Raw genomic sequence first — 18,856 nt, forward strand, 5'->3', positions numbered from 1 at the left:
GTGGACATGCAGGATCCGGACTCCACGACGGTCGCCCTCGAGGGTGCGACGGTCGCTGATTCCGGCTCCGGTGACGCCGCGCCGGGCGCGCTCGACGCCCGCGGTCGATGGGCGCCGCGCGCGTTGCGCCGGGCTGAACTGGACGCTGAGCAGCGTGTCGTCGTCGACTGGGCCCCCGAAGCGAGCGGAGCCGTCGTCGGCGCGCCGGGGTCGGGCAAGACCTCGACGCTGCTGGCGCGCGTTCGGGCCCTCGTCGACGCGGGCGTCGACCCTGACGATGTCCTCGTGCTGACGCCCACACGTGTGGCGGCCACGGCGCTGCGCGATCCTCTCGCGGTGGCGGTCGACCGGGCGACGTCGGGTGCGATGGCTCGTTCTTTCGCGTCGTTCGCGTTCCAGATCGTCCGAGGCGCTGAAGTGCGCCGCGGTGCCGAGCCGCCGCAGCTGCTCACCGGCGGCGATGAAGACCAGATCATCCGAGAACTCCTCGAGGGCGACGCCGTCGACGAGACCGAGGGGCGCTCGCGCTGGCCGGAGTGGCTCGGGGCGTCGATTCGCGCGACGCGAGGGTTCCGGGGCGACCTGCGCGCTTTCCTCGCCGAGTGCACCGACCTCGGGATCGCTCCGGAGGATCTTGCCGGCCTGGCCGAGCAGCACGCGGTCCCGGTGTGGGCTGCGATCGGGTCGTTCGCCGCCGAGTATCGGGCGGTGCGGGCCGAGATGCGCGGATCGCACCGCGACGCCGCCGATCTCGCGCGCGAGGCCTTCGCGGTTCTGCACGAGGCCGCCCGGGATCGTGCCCTCCTCGGTCGCTTCGCGACGATCCGCTGCATCCTCGTGGACGATGCGCAGGAGCTCACCGCCGGCAACATCGATTTGCTGCGCGCGTGTCGCGAACGCGGGATCGGTGTCGTCGCGTTCGGGGATCCCGACGTCGGTTCCGGAGCGTTTCGCGGGGCGACGCCCGAGAACTTCGCCCGTCTCGCCGCCGAGCTGGGCGCTCTCGTCGCGCTCGGCGCGCCGCACCGGGGGACGGGGGAGCAGATCGATCTGGTCCGCTCGGTGGCCGCGCGAATCGGGGCGGCCGGGGTGGTCGCTCATCGACGGCCGCCGGCGGGTGCCGCTCCCGAGGGGTCGGTGCGGACCTTCCTCCTGCGCTCTTCGGCCGAGGAGGCCGACGCCATTGCCCGCCTGCTGCGCGAGCGTCACGTTCTCGACGGTGTGCCGTGGAGCGCGTGCGCCGTGATCGCGCACGACTCGCGACAGGTTGCGTCGCTGGAGGCGGAGCTGGCGGCTCGAGAGGTGCCGGCCCGCGCGAGCGGACCGGGGCTGGCCCTCGGCGTCCAGCGCACGGTGCGCGACCTCGTCGCGCTGGTCGAACTGGGCATGCGCGATCCGGATGCGTGGACCGCGGATGCCGTTCTCGACGTGCTCCTCGGCACGTACGGCGGCCTCGACCCCATCGAACTCCGCCGGTTGCGGTCGGCGCTGCGTCAAGAGGAACTCGCCGCGGGTGGTGCACGTCCGGCGGCGGAACTGCTGGCGTCGGGCCTGCGGCATCCGCTCGAGTTCGAAACCATCGACACGCGTGAGGCTCGTCGAGCCGCGAAGCTGGGGGAGACGCTCGCCGCGCTGCGCGCGCAGGCGGCGCAACGTGCCACCGCCCACGAACTGCTGTGGACGGCGTGGGAGCGCAGCGGACTGTCGCGCTCGTGGCGTGAGGCATCTCGCGGGCATGGGCCCCTCGCAGAGCAGGCCGACCGCGATCTCGACGCGATCGTCGCGCTTTTCCAGGCCGCCAAGCGCTTCACGGAGCGCGAGCCCGACGGCGAGGCCGCGGTCTTCCTCCGCGCGGTCGTCGACAGCGACGTCGCGGAAGACCGGATCGAGCAACCCGCCGTCGCGGATACCGTTCGGGTGCTGACGCCCGCCGCGGCCGCGGGTTCGGCGTTCGACACGGTCGTCGTCGCCGGGGTGCAAGAGGGCGTGTGGCCGAACACGCGGCTGCGCGGCGGGCTCCTCGAAACCTGGCGGTTGGCGGATGCCGTGCGGTTCCCGGACCTGCCGGCGCCGGGCATGCTCGACCGCCGGCGCGCGGCGATGCACGACGAGCTCCGCCTTTTCGTACGGGCACTCTCGCGCGCGGATCGGCGCCTCATCGTCACGGCCGTCGATGACGACGACACCGGGCCGAGCGTCCTGTTCGAGATGCTGCCGGCGCCCGAACCGGCGTCGGCCGTTCCGGAGCACCCGCTGTCATTGCGGGGCCTTGTCGCTCGCCACCGCCGCACCCTCACCTCCGCCCGCACGGCCGCCCGCGAACGTCGACACGCCGCCGGACAGCTCGCCCTGCTCGCCGCCGCCGAGGTCGCGGGTGCCGCCCCCGAGCAGTGGTACGGGGTCTCGGCACCCAGCTCCACGGCGCCCCTGCGCGACCTCGCCCGCGAGGACGTTCGTGTGTCGCCCTCACGCCTGCACGCGTTGGAACAGTGCGAACTCGACTGGGTGATCGGCGACCTGGGGGGCGATCGCGGCGGCACTACGGCCGGGATCGGGACGATCATTCACGCCGCGCTCGAAACGGCCGCGGCCGGAACCGAAGACGCCCTCTGGGCCGTCGTCGAGGACCGGTGGGGAGAGCTCGTCTTCGACGCGGCCTGGCGCGAGCGCGCCGAACGGGTGCGCGCACGCGACCTCGTACGACGACTCGCCGCCTACCTCCGGCGGTTCGACGACGCCGGCGGGCGTCTCGTCGGAGCCGAGCGCCACTTCGAGGTCCCGATCCCGATCGAAGAGGCGACAGAACACGGGGCCGTGTTGAGCGGCGACATCGACCGGGTCGAGATCACCCCCGAGGGCCAGGTGGTCATCGTCGACCTCAAGACGGGAAAGAACGAACCGCAGACGGACGCCAAAGTGGCCGACAACCCGCAGCTCGCGGCATATCAGCTCGCTTTCTCCTCCGGCGCGATCGAGCAGGTCGCCGGGATGCCGCCGGGCGGAGCGAAGCTGCTCGTTCTGCGTCCCACCGCCGCGACCAAAGAGTACGCCGAGCCGAAACAAGCGCCCTTCGACGACGACGCCCGCGCCGAGTTCGTCACGCGAGTGCAGCGGGCCGTCGGCGTGATGCGCGGGCACCGCTTCGCCGCGCCCTACGAGGTGCACTGCCGTGACGAGTTCTCGTTCGGCTTGTGCCGCATTCACACCGTCTCGGCGGTGAGCGCGTCGTGACCGCGGTGTTGTCGGCCGCGACGATCGCGGCTGCGCTCGGGCAGTTCCCGCCCACGCCGGAACAGACCTCCGTCATCGAGGCCCCGCTGTCGCCTGCGCTCGTAGTCGCCGGCGCCGGGAGCGGCAAGACCGAGACGATGGCCGGTCGGGTCGTGTGGCTGGTCGCGAACGGACTCGTCCATCGCGATGAGGTCCTCGGGTTGACCTTCACCCGTAAGGCCGCCGGGGAGCTCGCCGAGCGCATCCATCGCCGCCTGCACCGGCTGTCGGAGTTCGAGGCCCGCGGCCTGCTCCCCGTGCTCCCCGAACTGCACGCGTCGGGGCGACTGGGGATCTTCGCCGAGGTGGCGAAGAGCGAGGGCGCACGCGGAGATGCGGAGCGGCTGCGCCTGCTCGACGATCTCGCGCGCGATCACGGTGTGTCACCGGACTCGGTTCGAGACGACGATCAGCTGCTGCACCGGCCCACGGTCTCGACGTACAACAGCTTCGCCGACTCGATCGTCCGCGAGCACGGACTTCGGATCGGGCGCGATTCCGAGTCCGCGGTGCTGTCGGAGTCCGCCGCGTGGCTGCTCATGCGTCGAGTGGTGTTCTCCTCCGACGACCCGCGGCTCGAGGAGCGCCAGGAATCGCCGCGCACGCTCATCGACGCGGCGCTGCGCATCGCGCGCGACGGCGTCGACAACCTGGTCGATCTCGAGCGTCTGGCCGCTTTCCCTGACGACTTCGGCCGCATCGTCGAACGCCCTTCCACCTCCGCTCGCGTCACTGTCTACAAGGACGTCACCGAGGCGGCGTCCCGCGTATCCGCGCTCGGCTTGCTCGCCGAACTCGCCGGCGCCTACGGGCGTGAGAAGGCGCGCCTCGGGGTGATGGACTTCGCGGACCAGGTCGCGGGGGCGCTGCAGATCGTGCGAGAGCACGGGGCCGTCGTGGACGAGCTGCGATCGCGCTATCGCGTCGTCCTCCTGGACGAGTACCAGGACACCTCGGTGGTGCAGACCGACCTGCTCTCCACGCTCTTCGCGGGCACGGGAGTGATGGCCGTGGGTGATCCTCACCAGGCCATCTACGCGTGGCGCGGAGCAAGCGCGGGCAATCTCGGGGGCTTCCCGGCGGCGTTCGCGCACGAGGGGGGATGCCAGTCCTTCTCTCTCTTGACCAGCTGGCGCAACAGCGCGCGCGTCCTCACGGCGGCGAACGCCGTCCTCGCCCCCCTCGCTCCCCGTTCTCCCGTTGCCGTGCAGGAATTGCAGGCGCGACCCGCCGCCCCCGACGGGATGGTGGAGGCGTTCTTCGAACGCGACCTCGACACCGAAGCCGATCGCGTTGCCGCCTGGTTCGCCGGGGTTCGCGCGGCGCGGGCCGCCGATGGTCGGCCGACCACGGGGGCGCTGCTGTTCCGAAGCAAGAAGCACATGGTGAGGTTCGGCGACGCGCTCGGACGCCGCGGCATCCCGCACCGCATCCTCGGACTCGGCGGGCTGCTGACGACCCCGGAAGTCGTGGACGTGGTGTCGGCCCTCCGTGTGATCAGCGACCCCGAGGCCGGGTCTGCGCTCATCCGGCTGCTCTCGGGACCGCGCTGGTCCATCGGCTTGGCTGACCTCCGCGCGCTGGCGCAACTCGCGCGACGGCTCGCGACCCATGACGCCGCGCTCCAGCCGCTCGCCCCCGAGGTCGTCGATCGTCTTCGAACCACCCCGGGTGCCGACCGGGCGTCTCTCGTGGACGCGCTCGACTTCGTCGCCCGTCAGACCGACGGACACGGCTGGCTCGCCGACATCACGCCGGAAGGGCGCGAGCGGTTGCGCGAGGCGGGGGCGGTCTTCTCGGGCCTCCGCCGCAACATCGGTGCGCCGATCCCGGAGCTCATCCGACTCATCGAGAGTGAGCTGCGGCTCGACGTCGAACTCGCGGCCAACGAGGCCCGAGGTCCCGCCCGTGTGGCGTCGGCGCAACTGCGCGCGTTCGTGGACGAGATCCGCGGCTTCCTCGCGGCGGATGAGTCGGGATCGGTGACCAGCCTCCTGGCCTGGCTGGACCACGCCGAGCAGGCGGACGAGTTCGCGCCCCGCACCGAGCCCCCCGAAGACGACGTGGTGCAACTGCTGACCATCCACGGGTCCAAGGGTCTGGAGTGGGATGCCGTCGCCGTGGTGCGGCTCGTCACCGACGAACTGCCCTCTCTCGCCCGCGACACGAAGGGATGGCTGGGGTTCGGCATCCTGCCTTCCGAGTTCCGCGGTGATTCGGCGTGGCTGCCTATGCTCGGGTGGCGGGCGGCGGAGACGCAGCAGGAGCTGAAGGCCGCCATCGACGCTTTCGTCGAGGCGAACCGTGCGCGCCAGCTCGACGAGGATCGCCGACTCGCTTACGTGGCCTTCACCCGTGCCCGCGACCATCTGCTGCTGTCGGGTTCGAGCTGGTCGGGCACGAAGCGTCCTCGGCGGCCGAGTGTCTTCCTCGAAGAGGCGACGACCGCGCTCGGCATCGATCTCGCGGTGGGCGACGATCCGGGTGACGACCCCTACGACGGCGAACGGCGTCTGCTGCACTGGCCGCTCGACCCGCTCGGGGCGCGGCGCACGGCCGTCATGGCGGCGGTCGACGAGGTCGTCGGGGCTCGACTGGCGCCGGCGGCCGACCCGGACGCCGATCTCGAGCTGTTGCTCGCCGAGCGGGCGGATCGCCTGCGTCCCACGCACACCCCGGCGCCGACCCGTATCCCTGCATCGAAGTTCAAGGACTTCGTCGCGGACTATGGCGGCGCTGTCGACGAGTTGCGGCGTCCTCTGCCGGAGCGCCCCTACCGGCAGACCCGCCTCGGCACGCTCTTCCACGCTTGGGTCGAGAAGCGTTCGGGAATCGTGGGGGCCGGAAGCGGGCTCGACGACGGTGCCCTCTGGGACGACGAGGACGACGGCGCCTCCGCCGCCGACGCCGCGGAACTGGAGCGATTGCGAGAGATCTTCGAGCGGTCGGAGTGGGCGCAGCTGCAGCCGCTCGAGGTCGAGACCGAGATCGATTTCGTCACGACCCGTCTCGACGGGCGTCCGCACGTGGTCGTCTGCAAGCTGGATGCCGTGTACCGCCGTGGTGATCGCTACGAGATCGTCGACTGGAAGACCGGCCGGCCGCCGACGACCGACGCGGAGCGGCGATCACGCATGCTTCAGCTCGAGCTCTACCGCGAGGCGTACCACGCCAAGCACGGGGTACCGTTCGACCTCATCGACGTGACGCTGTACTACGTCGCTGATGACATCGTGCTGCGGGGCTGAGCCGGCGCCGGACGGCCCGAGAGGCTCAGGCGCCGCCGTCGCGGGCGACGCCCCACCGGCGGAGAGCCGCACGGCTGGCACGGGCGGCGTCTTCTTCGTCGTCGATGGCCTCGTGCAAGGTCGCCGCGTCGATGACGTCACCCTCGCCGTCGGACCGACCGGCGTCATCGTGGTCGGCGGGTGTCATCGAGGGCTTTGGAGAAAGATCCTCCGTGCCCTCGGCGGCCGGTGCGTGCGCCGCCGAGCCCGTGGCCGGTGCCCACCCCGACAGATCCACGGGCATCGTCGCGCCCGCCTCGGGCTCCTCGACATCGTCCACACCGAAGTCGGCGCGACCCCCGGTCATGCCATGCGAGTCCTTCGCCTGCGCTTCCGCCAGCGCGGCGGCCGCGGCCTGTCGGTCGCGTTCGGCAGACACGTACAGCGACAACGCCTCGGGGTCGTACGCATCGGTCTGCATCGACGTGTCGACGGTGGCCGCAGCGGACGGCGGGACGCGTTCGACGAGGGCCAGAGCATCGTCGATGTCGGACCGCGTGGAAGGGACGATGTGGTCTCCGCGCACACCGTCCGCGAGCGCCTCCAGCAGTGCAACGGCGTCGTCGACGACCGCGGCCTCGCCGGCATCGTGACCGTGCACGAGCCACTTCGCGAACTCGAGCTCCGCGTACAGCCGTGCCCGCTCGCGCAGCAGCGGATCGGGGGAGCGCTCTCCCGCGGCCGCGTACCCCTCGTAGACGTCCTCGGTGGCCGTCGGCGCGGACGCGAGCCAGCGAAGGTCGACGGCGGGATCTCCGACGCTCAGCCCGGACCAGTCGAGGATGCCGCTGACGTGGGGAACGCCGTCCGCGTCGTCCATGAGCAGGACCGACACGCTCGTGGCGCCACCGAGCACGACCGCCGACTCGAACCTCCAGAGGTCCGGCTCGTGCAGGGCCCGCCGCCACCGCATCATCAGACCGTCCGGCACACGGCCGGTGGCATCGGCCCGGTCGAGCAACCGAGCGACGTCGTCTCGCACCTGCTCCGGAGTGCGAGCGGGGAGGCCGTCTGTGCGCACGAACGAGACCGGCAGTGCGTGCACCGCGGCGAGGGCTCCGCCGATAGCCGGTGCATAGCCGGGGCCCTTGGGGAGGTCCGCGGGGTCGATGCGGTACCCGTCCACGAGATCGACGATGAGCACGCGGTTGAGGCCGGACCCCGTCTCGCCGACGACCTCGGGCGCTGCGAACGGAAGCAAGGCCCGCACCCCCGGGGTGAGGGCGTGAAGCGCACGAGACTCCGCGGCGAGGTCGGCCGCGGTGTCTTCGGTCGCCGGCATGCGCACCACGACCGTTCGGCCGTCGTCCAAGGAGATGAGAGCCGAGTCGAACCTCCCGCCGGTGTTCTCGGTCAGCGGGGCGGCGCTCGTCACACCGATGCGGGGCAGGGCCGCCGTGGCGGACGCGGCTAGAGTGAGGGGCGAGCGTGCCATGCCCCCAGGGTAGGTCGGTCGCTCGCCCGATCCCCCCGCGCCACGCCCTTGAGAGAGGTGTTCGATGCCGCCGTCCGTTTCCCCGGTCTCCGGTCGATGGCCGGAAGGAACCCTGGACCGTGCGGGAGCGGAACGCGATGTCGACGGGCTGCTCGACCACGCGCGCGCCGCGCGGGACGCGCGTGTGCTCGTCGTTCACCGCGACGCGGCACCGGTGTCGGACGGGCGCCTTCGTCTCCTCCCCGTGTCCGCCGTCCGGCATGCCCGGGAGTGGGCCTTCCTCGGCCGGTCGCCCGATGGTGCACCGCTGCTGTTGGCGGTCCTGGATGAGGAGCCGGATGCCGTGCTCTCCGACGGCGATGCGTGGGCCCCGCTCCGCGCCGTCGGGGGAGACCTCCCCGCGGAGGAGGCGGAGATCCTGGGTACGGCGGTCGCCCTGGCGGGATGGTTGCGCGACGCGGCGTTCTGCCCCGCGTGCGGCACGCGTACCGAGGTTCGGCACGGAGGTTGGTCGCGGCACTGCCCGAACTGCGGGCGTGAGCACTTTCCGCGAACCGATCCCGCCGTCATCGTCCTGGTGTCGTCGGCCGACGACTCCGATCGAATCCTCCTGGGGGCCAACGCGGCCTGGGGCGGGGGGAGGTACTCCTGCTTCGCCGGGTTCGCCGAGGCCGGGGAGTCCCTGGAAGACACCGTGGCGCGGGAGGTCTTCGAGGAAGCGGGGGTGCGCCTCGAAGCAATCGAGTACCGCGGTTCACAGGTGTGGCCGTATCCGCGGTCGCTCATGCTCGGGTTCCGTGCCCGCGCCATGTCGGACCACGAGGCACGTGCCGATGGGGAGGAGATCGTCGAGGTGCGGTGGTTCCATCGGGAGGAGATCGGGGCTGCGCTGCGCGGCGAGACGGCGGTGCAGCTGCCGGGTGCGGCATCCATCGCTCGTCGGTTGATCGAGGACTGGTATCGGAGCAGGACGTGACCGCGGATCCGCTGGAGGGACTCGACGAACAGCAACGGGAGGCCGCACGGGCGCTTCGCGGGCCCGTCTGCGTCTTGGCGGGCGCGGGGACGGGCAAGACGCGGGTCATCACGCGCCGCATCGCGCACGGTGTGGACACGGGCGCGTACTCGCCTCAGCGCGTCATGGCCGTCACGTTCACGGCGAAGGCGGCGGGCGAAATGCGGGGCCGGCTTCGAGCGCTCGGCGTGACGGGGGTGTCGGCGCGGACCTTCCATGCGGCCGCTTTGGCGCAGGTGAACTTCTTCTGGCCGACGCTTGCCGGCGACCAGGCGCCGACCATCATCGACAACAAGGTCCGCATGATCGCCCACGCCGCGGACGGCGTCGGATTGTCGCCGGACACCGCGACGCTGCGAGATGTGGCGGGCGAGATCGAGTGGCGCAAGGCGACCATGCGCTCCATCGATCAGTACGCCGCAGACCGCCCCGGAGGGATCGGCCGTTTGAACGTCGACCAGGTGGTCGCCCTGCAGCGTGCGTACGAGAAGCTCAAGGACGAGCGCCGGCAGATGGACTTCGAGGACGTGCTGCTGACCTGTGCCGGGATGATCGAGGCCGAGCCGCGCGTGGCCGCCGCGGTGCGCGAGCAGTACCGGCACTTCACCGTGGACGAGTTCCAGGACGTCTCGCCGCTGCAGAACCGCCTGCTGGAACTGTGGCTCGGTGACCGGCGCGACCTCTGCGTCGTGGGCGACGCCAGCCAGACGATCTACTCGTTCACGGGCGCGGACTCGCGGTACCTTCTCGAGTTCGACCGCACGTACGAAGACGCGCGCGTGGTGCGGCTGGAGCGGAACTACCGATCGACCGCCGCGGTGCTCGCGGTGGCCAACGACCTGATGCGTGGTCGAGCGGGAGCGCTCGAGCTCGTCGCAGCGGCGACGGAGGAGTCGCCGGTCCCCACCGTCCGCGCCTTCGACGACGAAGAGACCGAGGCCGCGGGCGTCGCCGCGTCGATCGCGACGGCGGTCCGCGGGGGCGCGGATCCCCGCAGCATCGCGGTGCTCTATCGGTCGCACGCGCAGTCGGCGGTGCTGTTGAGTGCCCTGGCGAAGCAGTCGATCGCCGCTACCGTGCTGGGCGGACGCAAGTTCTTCGATCAGCCCGAGGTGCGACAGGCGATCATGGCGCTGCGTGCCGCCTCGGTCGCTCCCGTCGAGACGGGCTTCCTCGCCACGGTCCGCGATGTGCTGCGCAGCGTGGGGCTGACCGACGAGCCCCCCGCCGCCGGCGGTGCGCTGCGCGACGCCTGGGAGGCGCGCGCTGCGCTGCTGCGACTGGCGGAGGAGGCTCCCGAGGGCACGACCCTGCGGGCGTTCACGGACGACCTTCAGGCCCGCGCGAAGGACCAGCACGAACCGGCGACCCGCACGGTGACCCTCGCGACATTGCACGCGGCCAAGGGGCTGGAGTGGGATCACGTGTACCTCATCGGGGTGAGCGAGGGACTGCTGCCGATCTCGTACGCGACGACGTTCGAGGCGGTCGACGAGGAACGGCGGCTGGCGTATGTCGGTGTCACGCGGGCCGCGCGGACGCTGTCGGTGAGTTGGTCGCGCGGGCGGGGGCGGTCGGAACGGTCGCCCTCTCGGTTCCTTCGAGAGATCGGCAGCGGCAGTCTTCGCTCGGCCGATGCGTTCGCCAGACCCGCTGGAGCGAGTCGACGCGCAGGTGCAGCGAACGCGTCACCGGGCCGATCGGACCGCTGAGCAGGTATCGTGCGGCGCGCGCCGCCTCTGCGGCCAGCGCCACGTCGACGTGGGCGCGGGGCCGGGCCAGCAGTTGCGCGGCGATGAGGGGCCAGGAGGGGTCGTCGCGGTGGTGCGTGGCATCGATGCAGCTCAGACACGCGGTCACGCCGGGGGCCACGACCGGCCCCACGGCGGCGGTGCTCCCGTCTAGCACGAGCGGAAGATGAACGACATCGTGTCGGACCAGGTCGACGGATCGACGCGGATCGACGCGATGCGCCCCGAGGAGGATCACGCGTGCGCCCGCGGCCACCGGAGGCGTGGCGAGACCCGCCCACTCCACCCGCGTGGTCCGCGCGGGAAGCGCCGCGAGGGCAGCGCTGACGGCCGGCGCAGCGAGGTCGCCCGCGACCTGGACGACCAGTGGCGCGGACCGCCGGCGGCGCACGAGCGCCGGGGCCAGCGCAGCGATTAGCTCGTCGGCATCCTGATCAGCCCCGCCGTGCACACGCACGAGAGCACGACATGCCGCACGCGACGTGCCCGTCTCGAGGGCTCTGACAGCGGCATCCGTCCACGGGCGACAACGGGGCAGGTGCGCCCGGGCCGGGGAACCGAACTGTACGGATCCGTCTTCTCTCCAGAGTGGGGGAGCGGAAGGGTCGAGTCGGAGCATGCCCCGATGATGACCCGCGAGGCGGGGCTACGGTCGGTTGTCCCCAGGGCGGTCACGCGTGAGACGCCCTGGGGAGGACGGTTCACACCGGTCGGTGATCCCCGGGGGTCGCGTCGTCGTCGTCATCGTCGCCACTCCGCGTAGCGTCGGGCTCCTCGCCGTTCGAATCGGCATCCTGCTCCGCCGCGGTCTCCTCCGCGATGAGCTGGGCCAGCGCGTCGTCCATGGCGTCCGAGGGCGCCGACTCGCCGCGCGACGCGGCGGTCAAGCGCGCGATGAGCCCGGCCGGGTCGTCGACATCCTCCGCGGAGGGCATCAGGTCGGGGTAGTCCCACAGGGCGTCGCGGCCGGCCACGCCGACGGCGTCGGTGACCGCGCGCCACATGGCGGCGGCTTCCCGCATCCGGCGCGGGCGCAGTTCCAAGCCCACGAGGGACCCGAGCGCCTGCTCCGCGGGGCCGCCCACGGCGCGGCGTCGACGCACGGCCTCGGCGATGCGTGCGGCGGAGGGGAGCCGCGACGTGGCATCCTCCGTGACCACGTCGACCCAGCCCTCGATGGTCGCGAGGAGGTTCTCGAGTCGGGTCAGCGCGGCCGTCTGTTCTTCGGACCTCTGGGGGAGCAGAGCGCCGCTTTCGAGAGCACTCCGCAGCTCGTCGGGTTGCGACGGATCGAAACGGGATGCCATCTCTTCGAGGGCGTCCGTGTCGACGCGGATGCCGTGGGCGAACTCCCGCACCTGCGAGATGACGTGCAGACGCAGCCAGCGCGCGTGGCGGAACAGCCGTGCGTGGGCGAGCTCGCGGGTGGCGAGGTAGAGCGCGAGCTGATCTTCAGGGATTTCCAGATCGCGCCCGAAGTCGGCGAAGTTCTGCGGCAGGATCGCGGCGTCGCCGTCCGGCATGACCGGGATGCCGACGTCGCCGCCGCCCACGACCTCCGTCGACAGTCGGCCGACGACATGGCCGAGCTGTGTCGCGAAGAGAGAGCCGCCCACGGTGCGCATGAGACGCCCCGCCCCGGCGATGAGGTCTTGCATGTCGTCGGGCGCTTGTTGCCCGAGGGCCTCCGTGAGGGCGTCCGCGATGCTCGTCGCCACGGGCTCGGCCAGCTCCTGCCAGACGGGGAGCCTGGCGGTCACCCACGCGCCTCGGGTGACGGCCTTCGGCGGGCGCGGGAGGTCCGAGATCGTCGTGGCCTCGCCCAGCCAGAGCGCAGCGAGCGAGAAAGCCTGGTCCAGGTCGGTGCGCTGGCCGGAGGAGACGCCGAGACCGTCCTGGTTGGCGATGTGCAGGGCCTGACGCTCCGCAAGGCTCCAGTCGATGCCGTCCTGCGCGCCGGAGAACGCCCCGCGCAGTTGGTTCATGACGGCCTGCATCATCGCCGGATCGATCTGCATGCCGGACAAGCGGGAGAGCTGCTCGGGGTCGAGTCCGGACGTGTCGCCGGACAGGAGGCGCCGCATGAGCTCCTGGAACTCCTCCTCGGGGTTCCGGTCGTCGTCTGCCACTTCAGCCGCCTTTCAGCCGGGTCAAGGGGAACGCGATCTACGCTAGTCGCACGATTCCCCGCTTCCCTCGGCTCGGCTCCTCGCCGCTTACGCCGCGCGCGAACGACCCGGCAAAGGTAGGACCCGTGACCCTGTTCGACGAGAACGTCGCCGTCGTGCCCGCTCCGCGGAGGCGGTGGAGCCGATCGACCGTCTTCGGGGTCTGGGCCCTCGCCGTGGCGACGCTGATCCTGTTCGTCTTCACGTTCCTGCCGTCTCCGTACGTCATCCAGCAACCCGGACCCGTCTTGAACACGCTCGGCACATCGCCGAACGCCGATGGCGAGGACGTGCCGCTCATCACCGTGCCCGACGAGGACGAGACCTCCACCGAGGGGCGGCTCGACCTGCTGACGGTGCAGGTCAACGGCAACCGGGAACGCACTCCGAGCTGGATGGAACTCGCTCTGGCCTGGTTCGATCCCTCGCGAGCGGTCGTGCCGTTGGATCGCATCTTCCCGACGGATCAGACGACCGAGGAGCGCAACACCGAGAACGCCGCCCTGATGAGCGATTCACAGCTCGAAGCCTCGGCCGCCGCCCTGCGGGAGCTCGGGTACGACGTCCCGCAGGAGATCGTGGTCGGAACCGTTGCCGACGACGGGGCTTCCGCCGGCGTCCTCGACCTCGGTGACGTGATCACCTCGCTCGACGGCACGCCCGTCTCGAGCGTCGAGGAGGTCCGTGCGGCCGTTCAGAGTGGCGAGGGCGCCCCGGTGACCCTCGGGATCGAACGCGAGGGTGCGGAGACTTCGGTATCGGTCACTCCGCGATGGGGCGAGGTGAACGGACAGCAGCAGTGGCTCCTCGGTGTCGGACTCACGGCCGCTTTCGACCTCCCCGTCGATGTCAAGATCCAGATCAACAACGTCGGTGGTCCGAGCGCCGGGATGATGTTCGCCCTCGGCATCATCGACAAGATGTCGCCGGGCGATCTCACCGGCGGCGAGCACTTCGCCGGTACGGGCACGATCGACGCGCAGGGCAACGTCGGCGGGATCGGTGGCATCCGTCAGAAGCTCTTCGGCGCGCGGGATGCCGGCGCCGCGTGGTTCCTCGCACCGCAGGCGAACTGCAACGAGGTGGTGGGTCATGTGCCCGACGGCATCCGCGTCTTCGCCGTCTCCACGCTCGAGGAGGCGTTGACGGTGCTGGAGACCGTCCGCGACCGCGGCGACCTCGACGCGCTCGCCACCTGCGACGGGACGAGTGCCCCGGCATCGTAGTATCCACGGCGTTCCCCCAGAGGGCGACGCCTAGGATGGACGCGTGACCACGACCTCAGCGCCGAACCAGGCCACGCCCCCGAACCGTTCACGACGGATCATCTCGATCTCGCTGGCGGTCATCGCCGCCCTGGTCGTGGCGTTCTTCGTCTTCGCGAGCCTCTACGCCGATTGGATGTGGTTCTCGCAGCTCGGCTTCACCGAGGTGCTGACCACCCAGTGGATCGCGCGCACCGTGATGTTCGTCATCGGATTCCTTGCGATGGCCGTACCGGTCTGGGGCGTCATCCAGCTGGCCTACCGGCTCCGTCCCGTGTACGCGCGTCTGAGCTCGCAGCTCGATCGCTACCAGGAAGTCGTCGAGCCGCTCCGGCGCCTGGCGATGTGGGGCATCCCGGTCTTCTTCGGCTTCTTCGCGGGCTTCGCGGCCTCCGCGCAGTGGGAGACGACCTGGCTCTGGGCCAACGGTGTGGCGACGGCGACGACCGACCCGCAGTTCGGTCTCGACACCGGCTTCTACCTCTTCGGCCTGCCGTTCTACACGACCGTGCTCGGTTTCGCCTCGGCCGTGGTGTTGGTCTGCCTGCTCCTGACCGCGGTCGTGTCGTACCTGTACGGCTCCGTCCGGGTCGGTCAGCGAGAGCTGCGCATCTCGAAGTCCGCCCGCATCCAGCTGGCCGTCCTCGCCGGTGTGTACCTGCTGCTGCAGGGCGCGAGCCTGTGGCTGGATCGCTATGCGACCCTGATCAACCAGGAGGACCGCATCACCGGCCCCGGCTACGTCGGAGTCAACGCCGTCATCCCCGGTCAGACGATCCTGGCCATCGCGGCCGTCATCGTCGCGATCGCGTTCTTCGTGACGGCCGTCATCGGTCGCTGGCGCTACCCGTTGATCGCGACGGCCCTGCTGGTCGTGTCGGCGGTCGTGGTCGGCGCGGCCATTCCGTGGGCGGTCACGACCTTCCAGGTCCGCCCGAACCAGCTGGCGCTCGAGAGCCAGTACTACCAGCGCAACATCGACAGCACGAAGGCCGCCTACGGCATCGACAACGTCGAGAAGGAGAACTTCGAGGCGACGACGACAGCGCAGGCCGGCCAGCTGCGTAACGACGCCGCGTCGACCGCTCAGCTGCGCATCATGGACCCCGCCATCATCGGGCCCACCGTTCGCCAGCTCGAGCAGTACCGCGCGTACTATCAGTTCGCCAACCCGCTCGATGTCGACCGCTACCAGATCAACGGGCAGACGCAGGACGCGGTCGTCGCGCTGCGCGAGCTGAACATCGATCAGTTGGGCGATGCCGCGACGTGGCAGAACACCACGCTCGTCTACACCCACGGCTACGGCATGGTCGCGGCCGCGGGTAACGAGCGCACGGACGACGGCGACCCGGTCTTCCTCGAGCAGGCGATCCCCGGTACCGGCTTCCTCACCGATCTCAACTACGAGCCGCGCGTGTACTTCGGCGAGCAGTCGCCGCCGTACTCGATCGTCGGTGGGCCCGAGGGCGGCGAGGACATCGAGCTGGACTACCCGATCGGTGCCGACGGCGGGACCGAGACCCGCACCACCTTCCGGGGCGATGGCGGACCGAGCGTGGGCAACGTCTTCAGCCGTCTCATCTACGCCCTGAAGTTCCAGTCCGAGCAGATCCTCTTCTCCGACTACGTCAACGCCGACTCGCAAATCCTCTACGACCGCAACCCCAAGGAGCGCGTCCAGAAGGTCGCGCCCTACCTGACGCTGGACAGCGACCCCTACCCGACGGTTGCGGACGGACGCATCAAGTGGGTCATCGACGGCTACACCACGAGTGCGAACTACCCGTACTCGTCGAGCGTGTCCCTCTCCCGCGCGATCACGGACTCGAACACCCCGTCGCCGACGTACTCGCTCGACAACATCAACTACATCCGTAACTCGGTGAAGGCGACCGTCGACGCGTACGACGGCAAGGTCACGCTGTACGCGTGGGATGACGAAGACCCCATCCTGCAGGCCTGGCAGAAGGTGTACCCGTCGAGCCTGCAGCCGTGGAGCGAGATGTCGGCCGACCTCATGAGCCACGTGCGGTACCCGACGGATCTCATGAAGGTGCAGCGGTCGATGCTCGGCGTGTACCACGTCGACGACGCCCGGTCGTTCTTCCAGCAGGACAACCGCTGGACCACGCCGAACGACCCGCAGGACCCCAACACGCTGCAGCCGCCGTACTACCTGACGATGAAGATGCCCAGTCAGGACGCCCCCAGCTACTCGATGTTCACGAGCTTCATTCCGGCGTCGCAGGGGGGGCAGGCGCGCAACGTGCTGACCGGTTACCTCGCCGTCGACTCCAACGCCGGTGACCAGCAGGGCACCAAACGCGATGATTATGGTCGACTCCGCATGCTCGTCATCGACGCGGCGACGACGGTTCCCGGCCCTGGCCAGGTGCAGAACACCTTCGACTCCGATACCGCGGTGTCGTCGCAGATCAACATCCTTCAGCAGGGGCAGTCGCAGGTGCTCAACGGCAACCTGTTGACCCTCCCGGTCGGAGGCGGTCTGCTGTACGTCCAGCCGGTGTTCGTGCAGTCGTCCGGTGGCACACAGCTCCCGCAGCTGAGGCGCGTGCTGGTCGCCTTCGGTGACAAGATCGCCTTCGAGAACACGCTCAGCGAGGCTCTCGACAGCCTGTTCGGTGGTGACTCCGGTGCCGACACGGGTGACGAAGCGGTGACGCCGAGCGAACCGGGAGACGCCGGTGACGAAGCGACCCCGACCCCGGACGCCCCCGCGGGCGACTACGCGGCGGCCCTCGCCGAAGCGCAGGCGGCACTGACGGCCCGACAGGCGGCGCTGACGGCGGGCGACCTCGCGGAGTTCGCCACGCAGGACGAGCGTCTGACGGCCGCGGTACAGCGCCTTATCGAACTGCAGGGCCAGACCGAGGGGGCGGCCCCGACCGATGGCGCAGCGGAGACCCCGGCGCCCACCCCCGCGGGCTGATCCCCGTTCCGCCGAGACGCCGGTGCCCGAGGGCGCCGGCGTCTCGGCATTCCCGGCGGCGGGACGGTCGCGTCGCGCACGCCGACGCGTTCGTGTACAAGTGCGGCCCGCGCAGGTCGACGTCGAAGCGTCTGAGCTGCGCCGCGACAGCCGCGCTCAGGCCATGAGGAACCACCACCAGATGAGCAGCATCGTCGTGCCGAAGCCGGCGATCTGGTTCAACCAGAGGAATCGGTTCCAGCCCGCCGTGGCGGTGTCCGAGGTGGCATCCGTCACATTCCGGTAGGGCCAGCACACCACGAGGTACGGAACGACCAGCAGTGCGGCGAGCGGCCCGGGCCAGGCGGTCAGCAGCATGGCGACGCCGGCGAGGGCGTACGCGGCGAGGGCGAAGCGCACGGTCCACCGGGCGCCGCGCGCCGTGGCGATGGACGAGATGTCCGCGGCGCGGTCAGCCTCGACGTCCTGCACGGCTCCGAAGGCATGCGAGGCGATGCCCCAGAGTGCGAAGGCGACGAGCAGCGCCACGAGCTGCCACGTCCAGGTCGCTCCCGCCAGAACGAGTCCGTACACAGCGGGCGAGAAGAAGTGGATGCTGCTCGTGAGCGAATCGGCGAAGGGACGCTCCTTGAGCCGTAGCGGCGGGGCCGAGTAGAAGACCACGAAGAACAGGCTCAGCGCGAGCACGAGCCACGAAAGAGGCGTTCCCACCACGACGAGGAACACGACGAACGGCAGGCACGACAGAGCCGAGGCCCAGAGCGTGATGGGGTGCATGCGCTTGGCGAGCACCGCGCCGTGCGTGCCGCCCTTGCGCGGATTGCGCAGGTCGGACTCGTAGTCGAAGACGTCGTTCACCCCGTACATCGCGAGGTTGTACGGAACGAGGAAGAAGAGGATGCCGACGACCAGGACGGCATCGACCTGCCGTGTCGTGAGCAGATAGGCAGCGGCGAAGGGGAACGCGGTGTTGATCCAGCTCACGGGACGCGATGACACGAACAGTTCCCGCAGGACGCGCCCGGGAGTGAGGGCAGGGGGAGTGGTCATGCGCTTTTCCTTCGGGGGGAGACGAGCGAGAAGATCGCGGGAACGAGGAAGGCCGCGCAGACCGGGTACGCGAAGTCTTCGAGCGGGGCGAGGCCGATCCTCAACCCGCTCAAGTGCTCCGGCGGGTACGAGAACAGGTTCACCGCGATCATGACGTTATCGAAGACCGCGGTGAGAAGGACCAGGACCCCTGCCGTCCAGGCGGAGGCGCGCATCCGCTGCGCGAAGCGTGGCCGGGTCGCGCTGGCAGCCGTGACGATGATCGTCAACAGCAGAAAGGGCAGCAGGATGAGGGGATACGTCATGGTGCGTGCCCCTCGCGGCTGTCGGCGGCGCGGGCGGAGGCATCCCGGTTGCCGGCGCGACGATCGAACACCGTCCAGAGCACGATCGTCAGGTAGCTGAGGAAGATCAGGAAGAAGATCTCCTCCAGCGGAAGGTGCGGGGCCAGGTCGATCCCGACGAACAGCGGACTATCCCCTTTGACGAAGACCCCCGTGACGATGCCCACGACGTCCCACGCCAGGAAGAACGCGGTGCCCAGGGCGACCGCGAGAACGGTTCGCCCCGGTGCGGTGCGCAACGGAAGGCGGTACTTGATGTCGATGGCGATCATCCCGGCGAGCGAGAAGAGGATCGCGCCCAGGTAGATCCCGGGCACC

Annotated in this window: 12 protein-coding genes; 7 read left to right on the forward strand and 5 right to left on the reverse strand. The window is 70.4% G+C overall.

Features of this window, described 5'->3' with window-relative positions; genetic code table 11:
• Positions 1–6: 6 nt before the first annotated feature.
• Both MHY30_RS00775 and MHY30_RS15040 read left to right on the forward strand, forming a co-directional pair.
• Positions 7–3,231, forward strand: coding sequence for an ATP-dependent DNA helicase (locus MHY30_RS00775; protein ID WP_239273809.1), 3,225 nt, complete (start codon positions 7–9; stop codon positions 3,229–3,231).
• The gene (locus tag MHY30_RS15040; RefSeq protein WP_308192637.1) at positions 3,228–6,518 is read left to right on the forward strand and encodes an ATP-dependent DNA helicase; all 3,291 of its coding nucleotides are present in this window, start codon (positions 3,228–3,230) and stop codon (positions 6,516–6,518) included. Before MHY30_RS00775 ends, MHY30_RS15040 begins: the two co-directional genes overlap by 4 nt.
• 25 nt (positions 6,519–6,543) lie before the next feature.
• Here the strand turns inward: MHY30_RS15040 and MHY30_RS00795 are convergent, their stop codons facing one another.
• Complete coding sequence (locus tag MHY30_RS00795; protein ID WP_239273820.1) at positions 6,544–7,992, reverse strand: phosphotransferase; 1,449 nt, start codon at positions 7,990–7,992, stop codon at positions 6,544–6,546.
• Positions 7,993–8,056: 64 nt separating this feature from the next.
• Between MHY30_RS00795 and nudC the strand changes: the two genes are divergently transcribed.
• From nudC to MHY30_RS00810, 3 genes are all read left to right on the forward strand, one after another.
• Positions 8,057–8,968: an NAD(+) diphosphatase gene (nudC, locus tag MHY30_RS00800; RefSeq protein ID WP_239273838.1), complete on the forward strand. Its 912-nt coding sequence runs from the start codon at positions 8,057–8,059 to the stop codon at positions 8,966–8,968.
• A complete protein-coding gene (locus MHY30_RS00805; protein ID WP_239273849.1) occupies positions 8,965–10,719 on the forward strand; it encodes an ATP-dependent helicase in 1,755 nt (584 codons plus the stop codon). Before nudC ends, MHY30_RS00805 begins: the two co-directional genes overlap by 4 nt.
• Positions 10,720–10,924: 205 nt before the next feature.
• Complete coding sequence (locus MHY30_RS00810) at positions 10,925–11,176, forward strand: hypothetical protein (RefSeq protein WP_239273871.1); 252 nt, start codon at positions 10,925–10,927, stop codon at positions 11,174–11,176.
• A 283-nt stretch (positions 11,177–11,459) separates the two neighbouring features.
• On the opposite strand, the gene MHY30_RS00815 is transcribed toward MHY30_RS00810, so the two are convergent.
• Positions 11,460–12,842, reverse strand: coding sequence for a zinc-dependent metalloprotease (locus MHY30_RS00815; RefSeq protein WP_275437804.1), 1,383 nt, complete (start codon positions 12,840–12,842; stop codon positions 11,460–11,462).
• A 170-nt stretch (positions 12,843–13,012) separates the two neighbouring features.
• Between MHY30_RS00815 and MHY30_RS00820 the strand changes: the two genes are divergently transcribed.
• Both MHY30_RS00820 and MHY30_RS00825 read left to right on the forward strand, forming a co-directional pair.
• Positions 13,013–14,152, forward strand: coding sequence for a S16 family serine protease (locus MHY30_RS00820; protein ID WP_239273907.1), 1,140 nt, complete (start codon positions 13,013–13,015; stop codon positions 14,150–14,152).
• 43 nt (positions 14,153–14,195) lie between these two features.
• Positions 14,196–17,144, forward strand: a complete 2,949-nt coding sequence (locus MHY30_RS00825; protein WP_239273909.1) for a UPF0182 family protein — start codon at positions 14,196–14,198, stop codon at positions 17,142–17,144.
• Positions 17,145–17,300: 156 nt separating this feature from the next.
• Here MHY30_RS00825 and MHY30_RS00830 read toward each other — a convergent pair whose 3' ends face one another.
• Genes MHY30_RS00830 through MHY30_RS00840 form a run of 3 tightly spaced genes read right to left on the reverse strand, consistent with a single transcriptional unit; the run spans position 17,301 to position 18,855 of the window.
• The gene (locus tag MHY30_RS00830) at positions 17,301–18,194 is read right to left on the reverse strand and encodes a prenyltransferase (protein ID WP_239273925.1); all 894 of its coding nucleotides are present in this window, start codon (positions 18,192–18,194) and stop codon (positions 17,301–17,303) included.
• On the reverse strand, positions 18,191–18,499 hold the full coding sequence (locus MHY30_RS00835) for a lycopene cyclase domain-containing protein (RefSeq protein ID WP_239273927.1): 309 nt from the start codon (positions 18,497–18,499) through the stop codon (positions 18,191–18,193). The genes MHY30_RS00830 and MHY30_RS00835 overlap by 4 nt, the downstream gene beginning before the upstream one ends.
• Entirely contained in the window at positions 18,496–18,855 is a 360-nt protein-coding gene (locus tag MHY30_RS00840) for a lycopene cyclase domain-containing protein (RefSeq protein ID WP_239273938.1), read from the reverse strand. Before MHY30_RS00840 ends, MHY30_RS00835 begins: the two co-directional genes overlap by 4 nt.
• Position 18,856 lies beyond the last annotated feature (1 nt).

This window comes from Microbacterium sp. ACRRU (genome assembly GCF_022346945.1).
GTDB lineage: Bacteria > Actinomycetota > Actinomycetes > Actinomycetales > Microbacteriaceae > Microbacterium > Microbacterium mcarthurae.

Bases quoted from the DNA above. Each gene is read 5' to 3' on its own strand.
- MHY30_RS00775 (WP_239273809.1), top strand. From the start codon at position 7: ATGCAGGATCCGGACTCCACGACGGTCGCCCTCGAGGGTGCGACGGTC.
- MHY30_RS00795 (WP_239273820.1), bottom strand. From the start codon at position 7,992: ATGGCACGCTCGCCCCTCACTCTAGCCGCGTCCGCCACGGCGGCCCTG.
- nudC (WP_239273838.1), top strand. From the start codon at position 8,057: ATGCCGCCGTCCGTTTCCCCGGTCTCCGGTCGATGGCCGGAAGGAACC.
- MHY30_RS00810 (WP_239273871.1), top strand. From the start codon at position 10,925: ATGAACGACATCGTGTCGGACCAGGTCGACGGATCGACGCGGATCGAC.
- MHY30_RS00815 (WP_275437804.1), bottom strand. From the start codon at position 12,842: ATGCGGCGCCTCCTGTCCGGCGACACGTCCGGACTCGACCCCGAGCAG.
- MHY30_RS00830 (WP_239273925.1), bottom strand. From the start codon at position 18,194: ATGACCACTCCCCCTGCCCTCACTCCCGGGCGCGTCCTGCGGGAACTG.
- MHY30_RS00835 (WP_239273927.1), bottom strand. From the start codon at position 18,499: ATGACGTATCCCCTCATCCTGCTGCCCTTTCTGCTGTTGACGATCATC.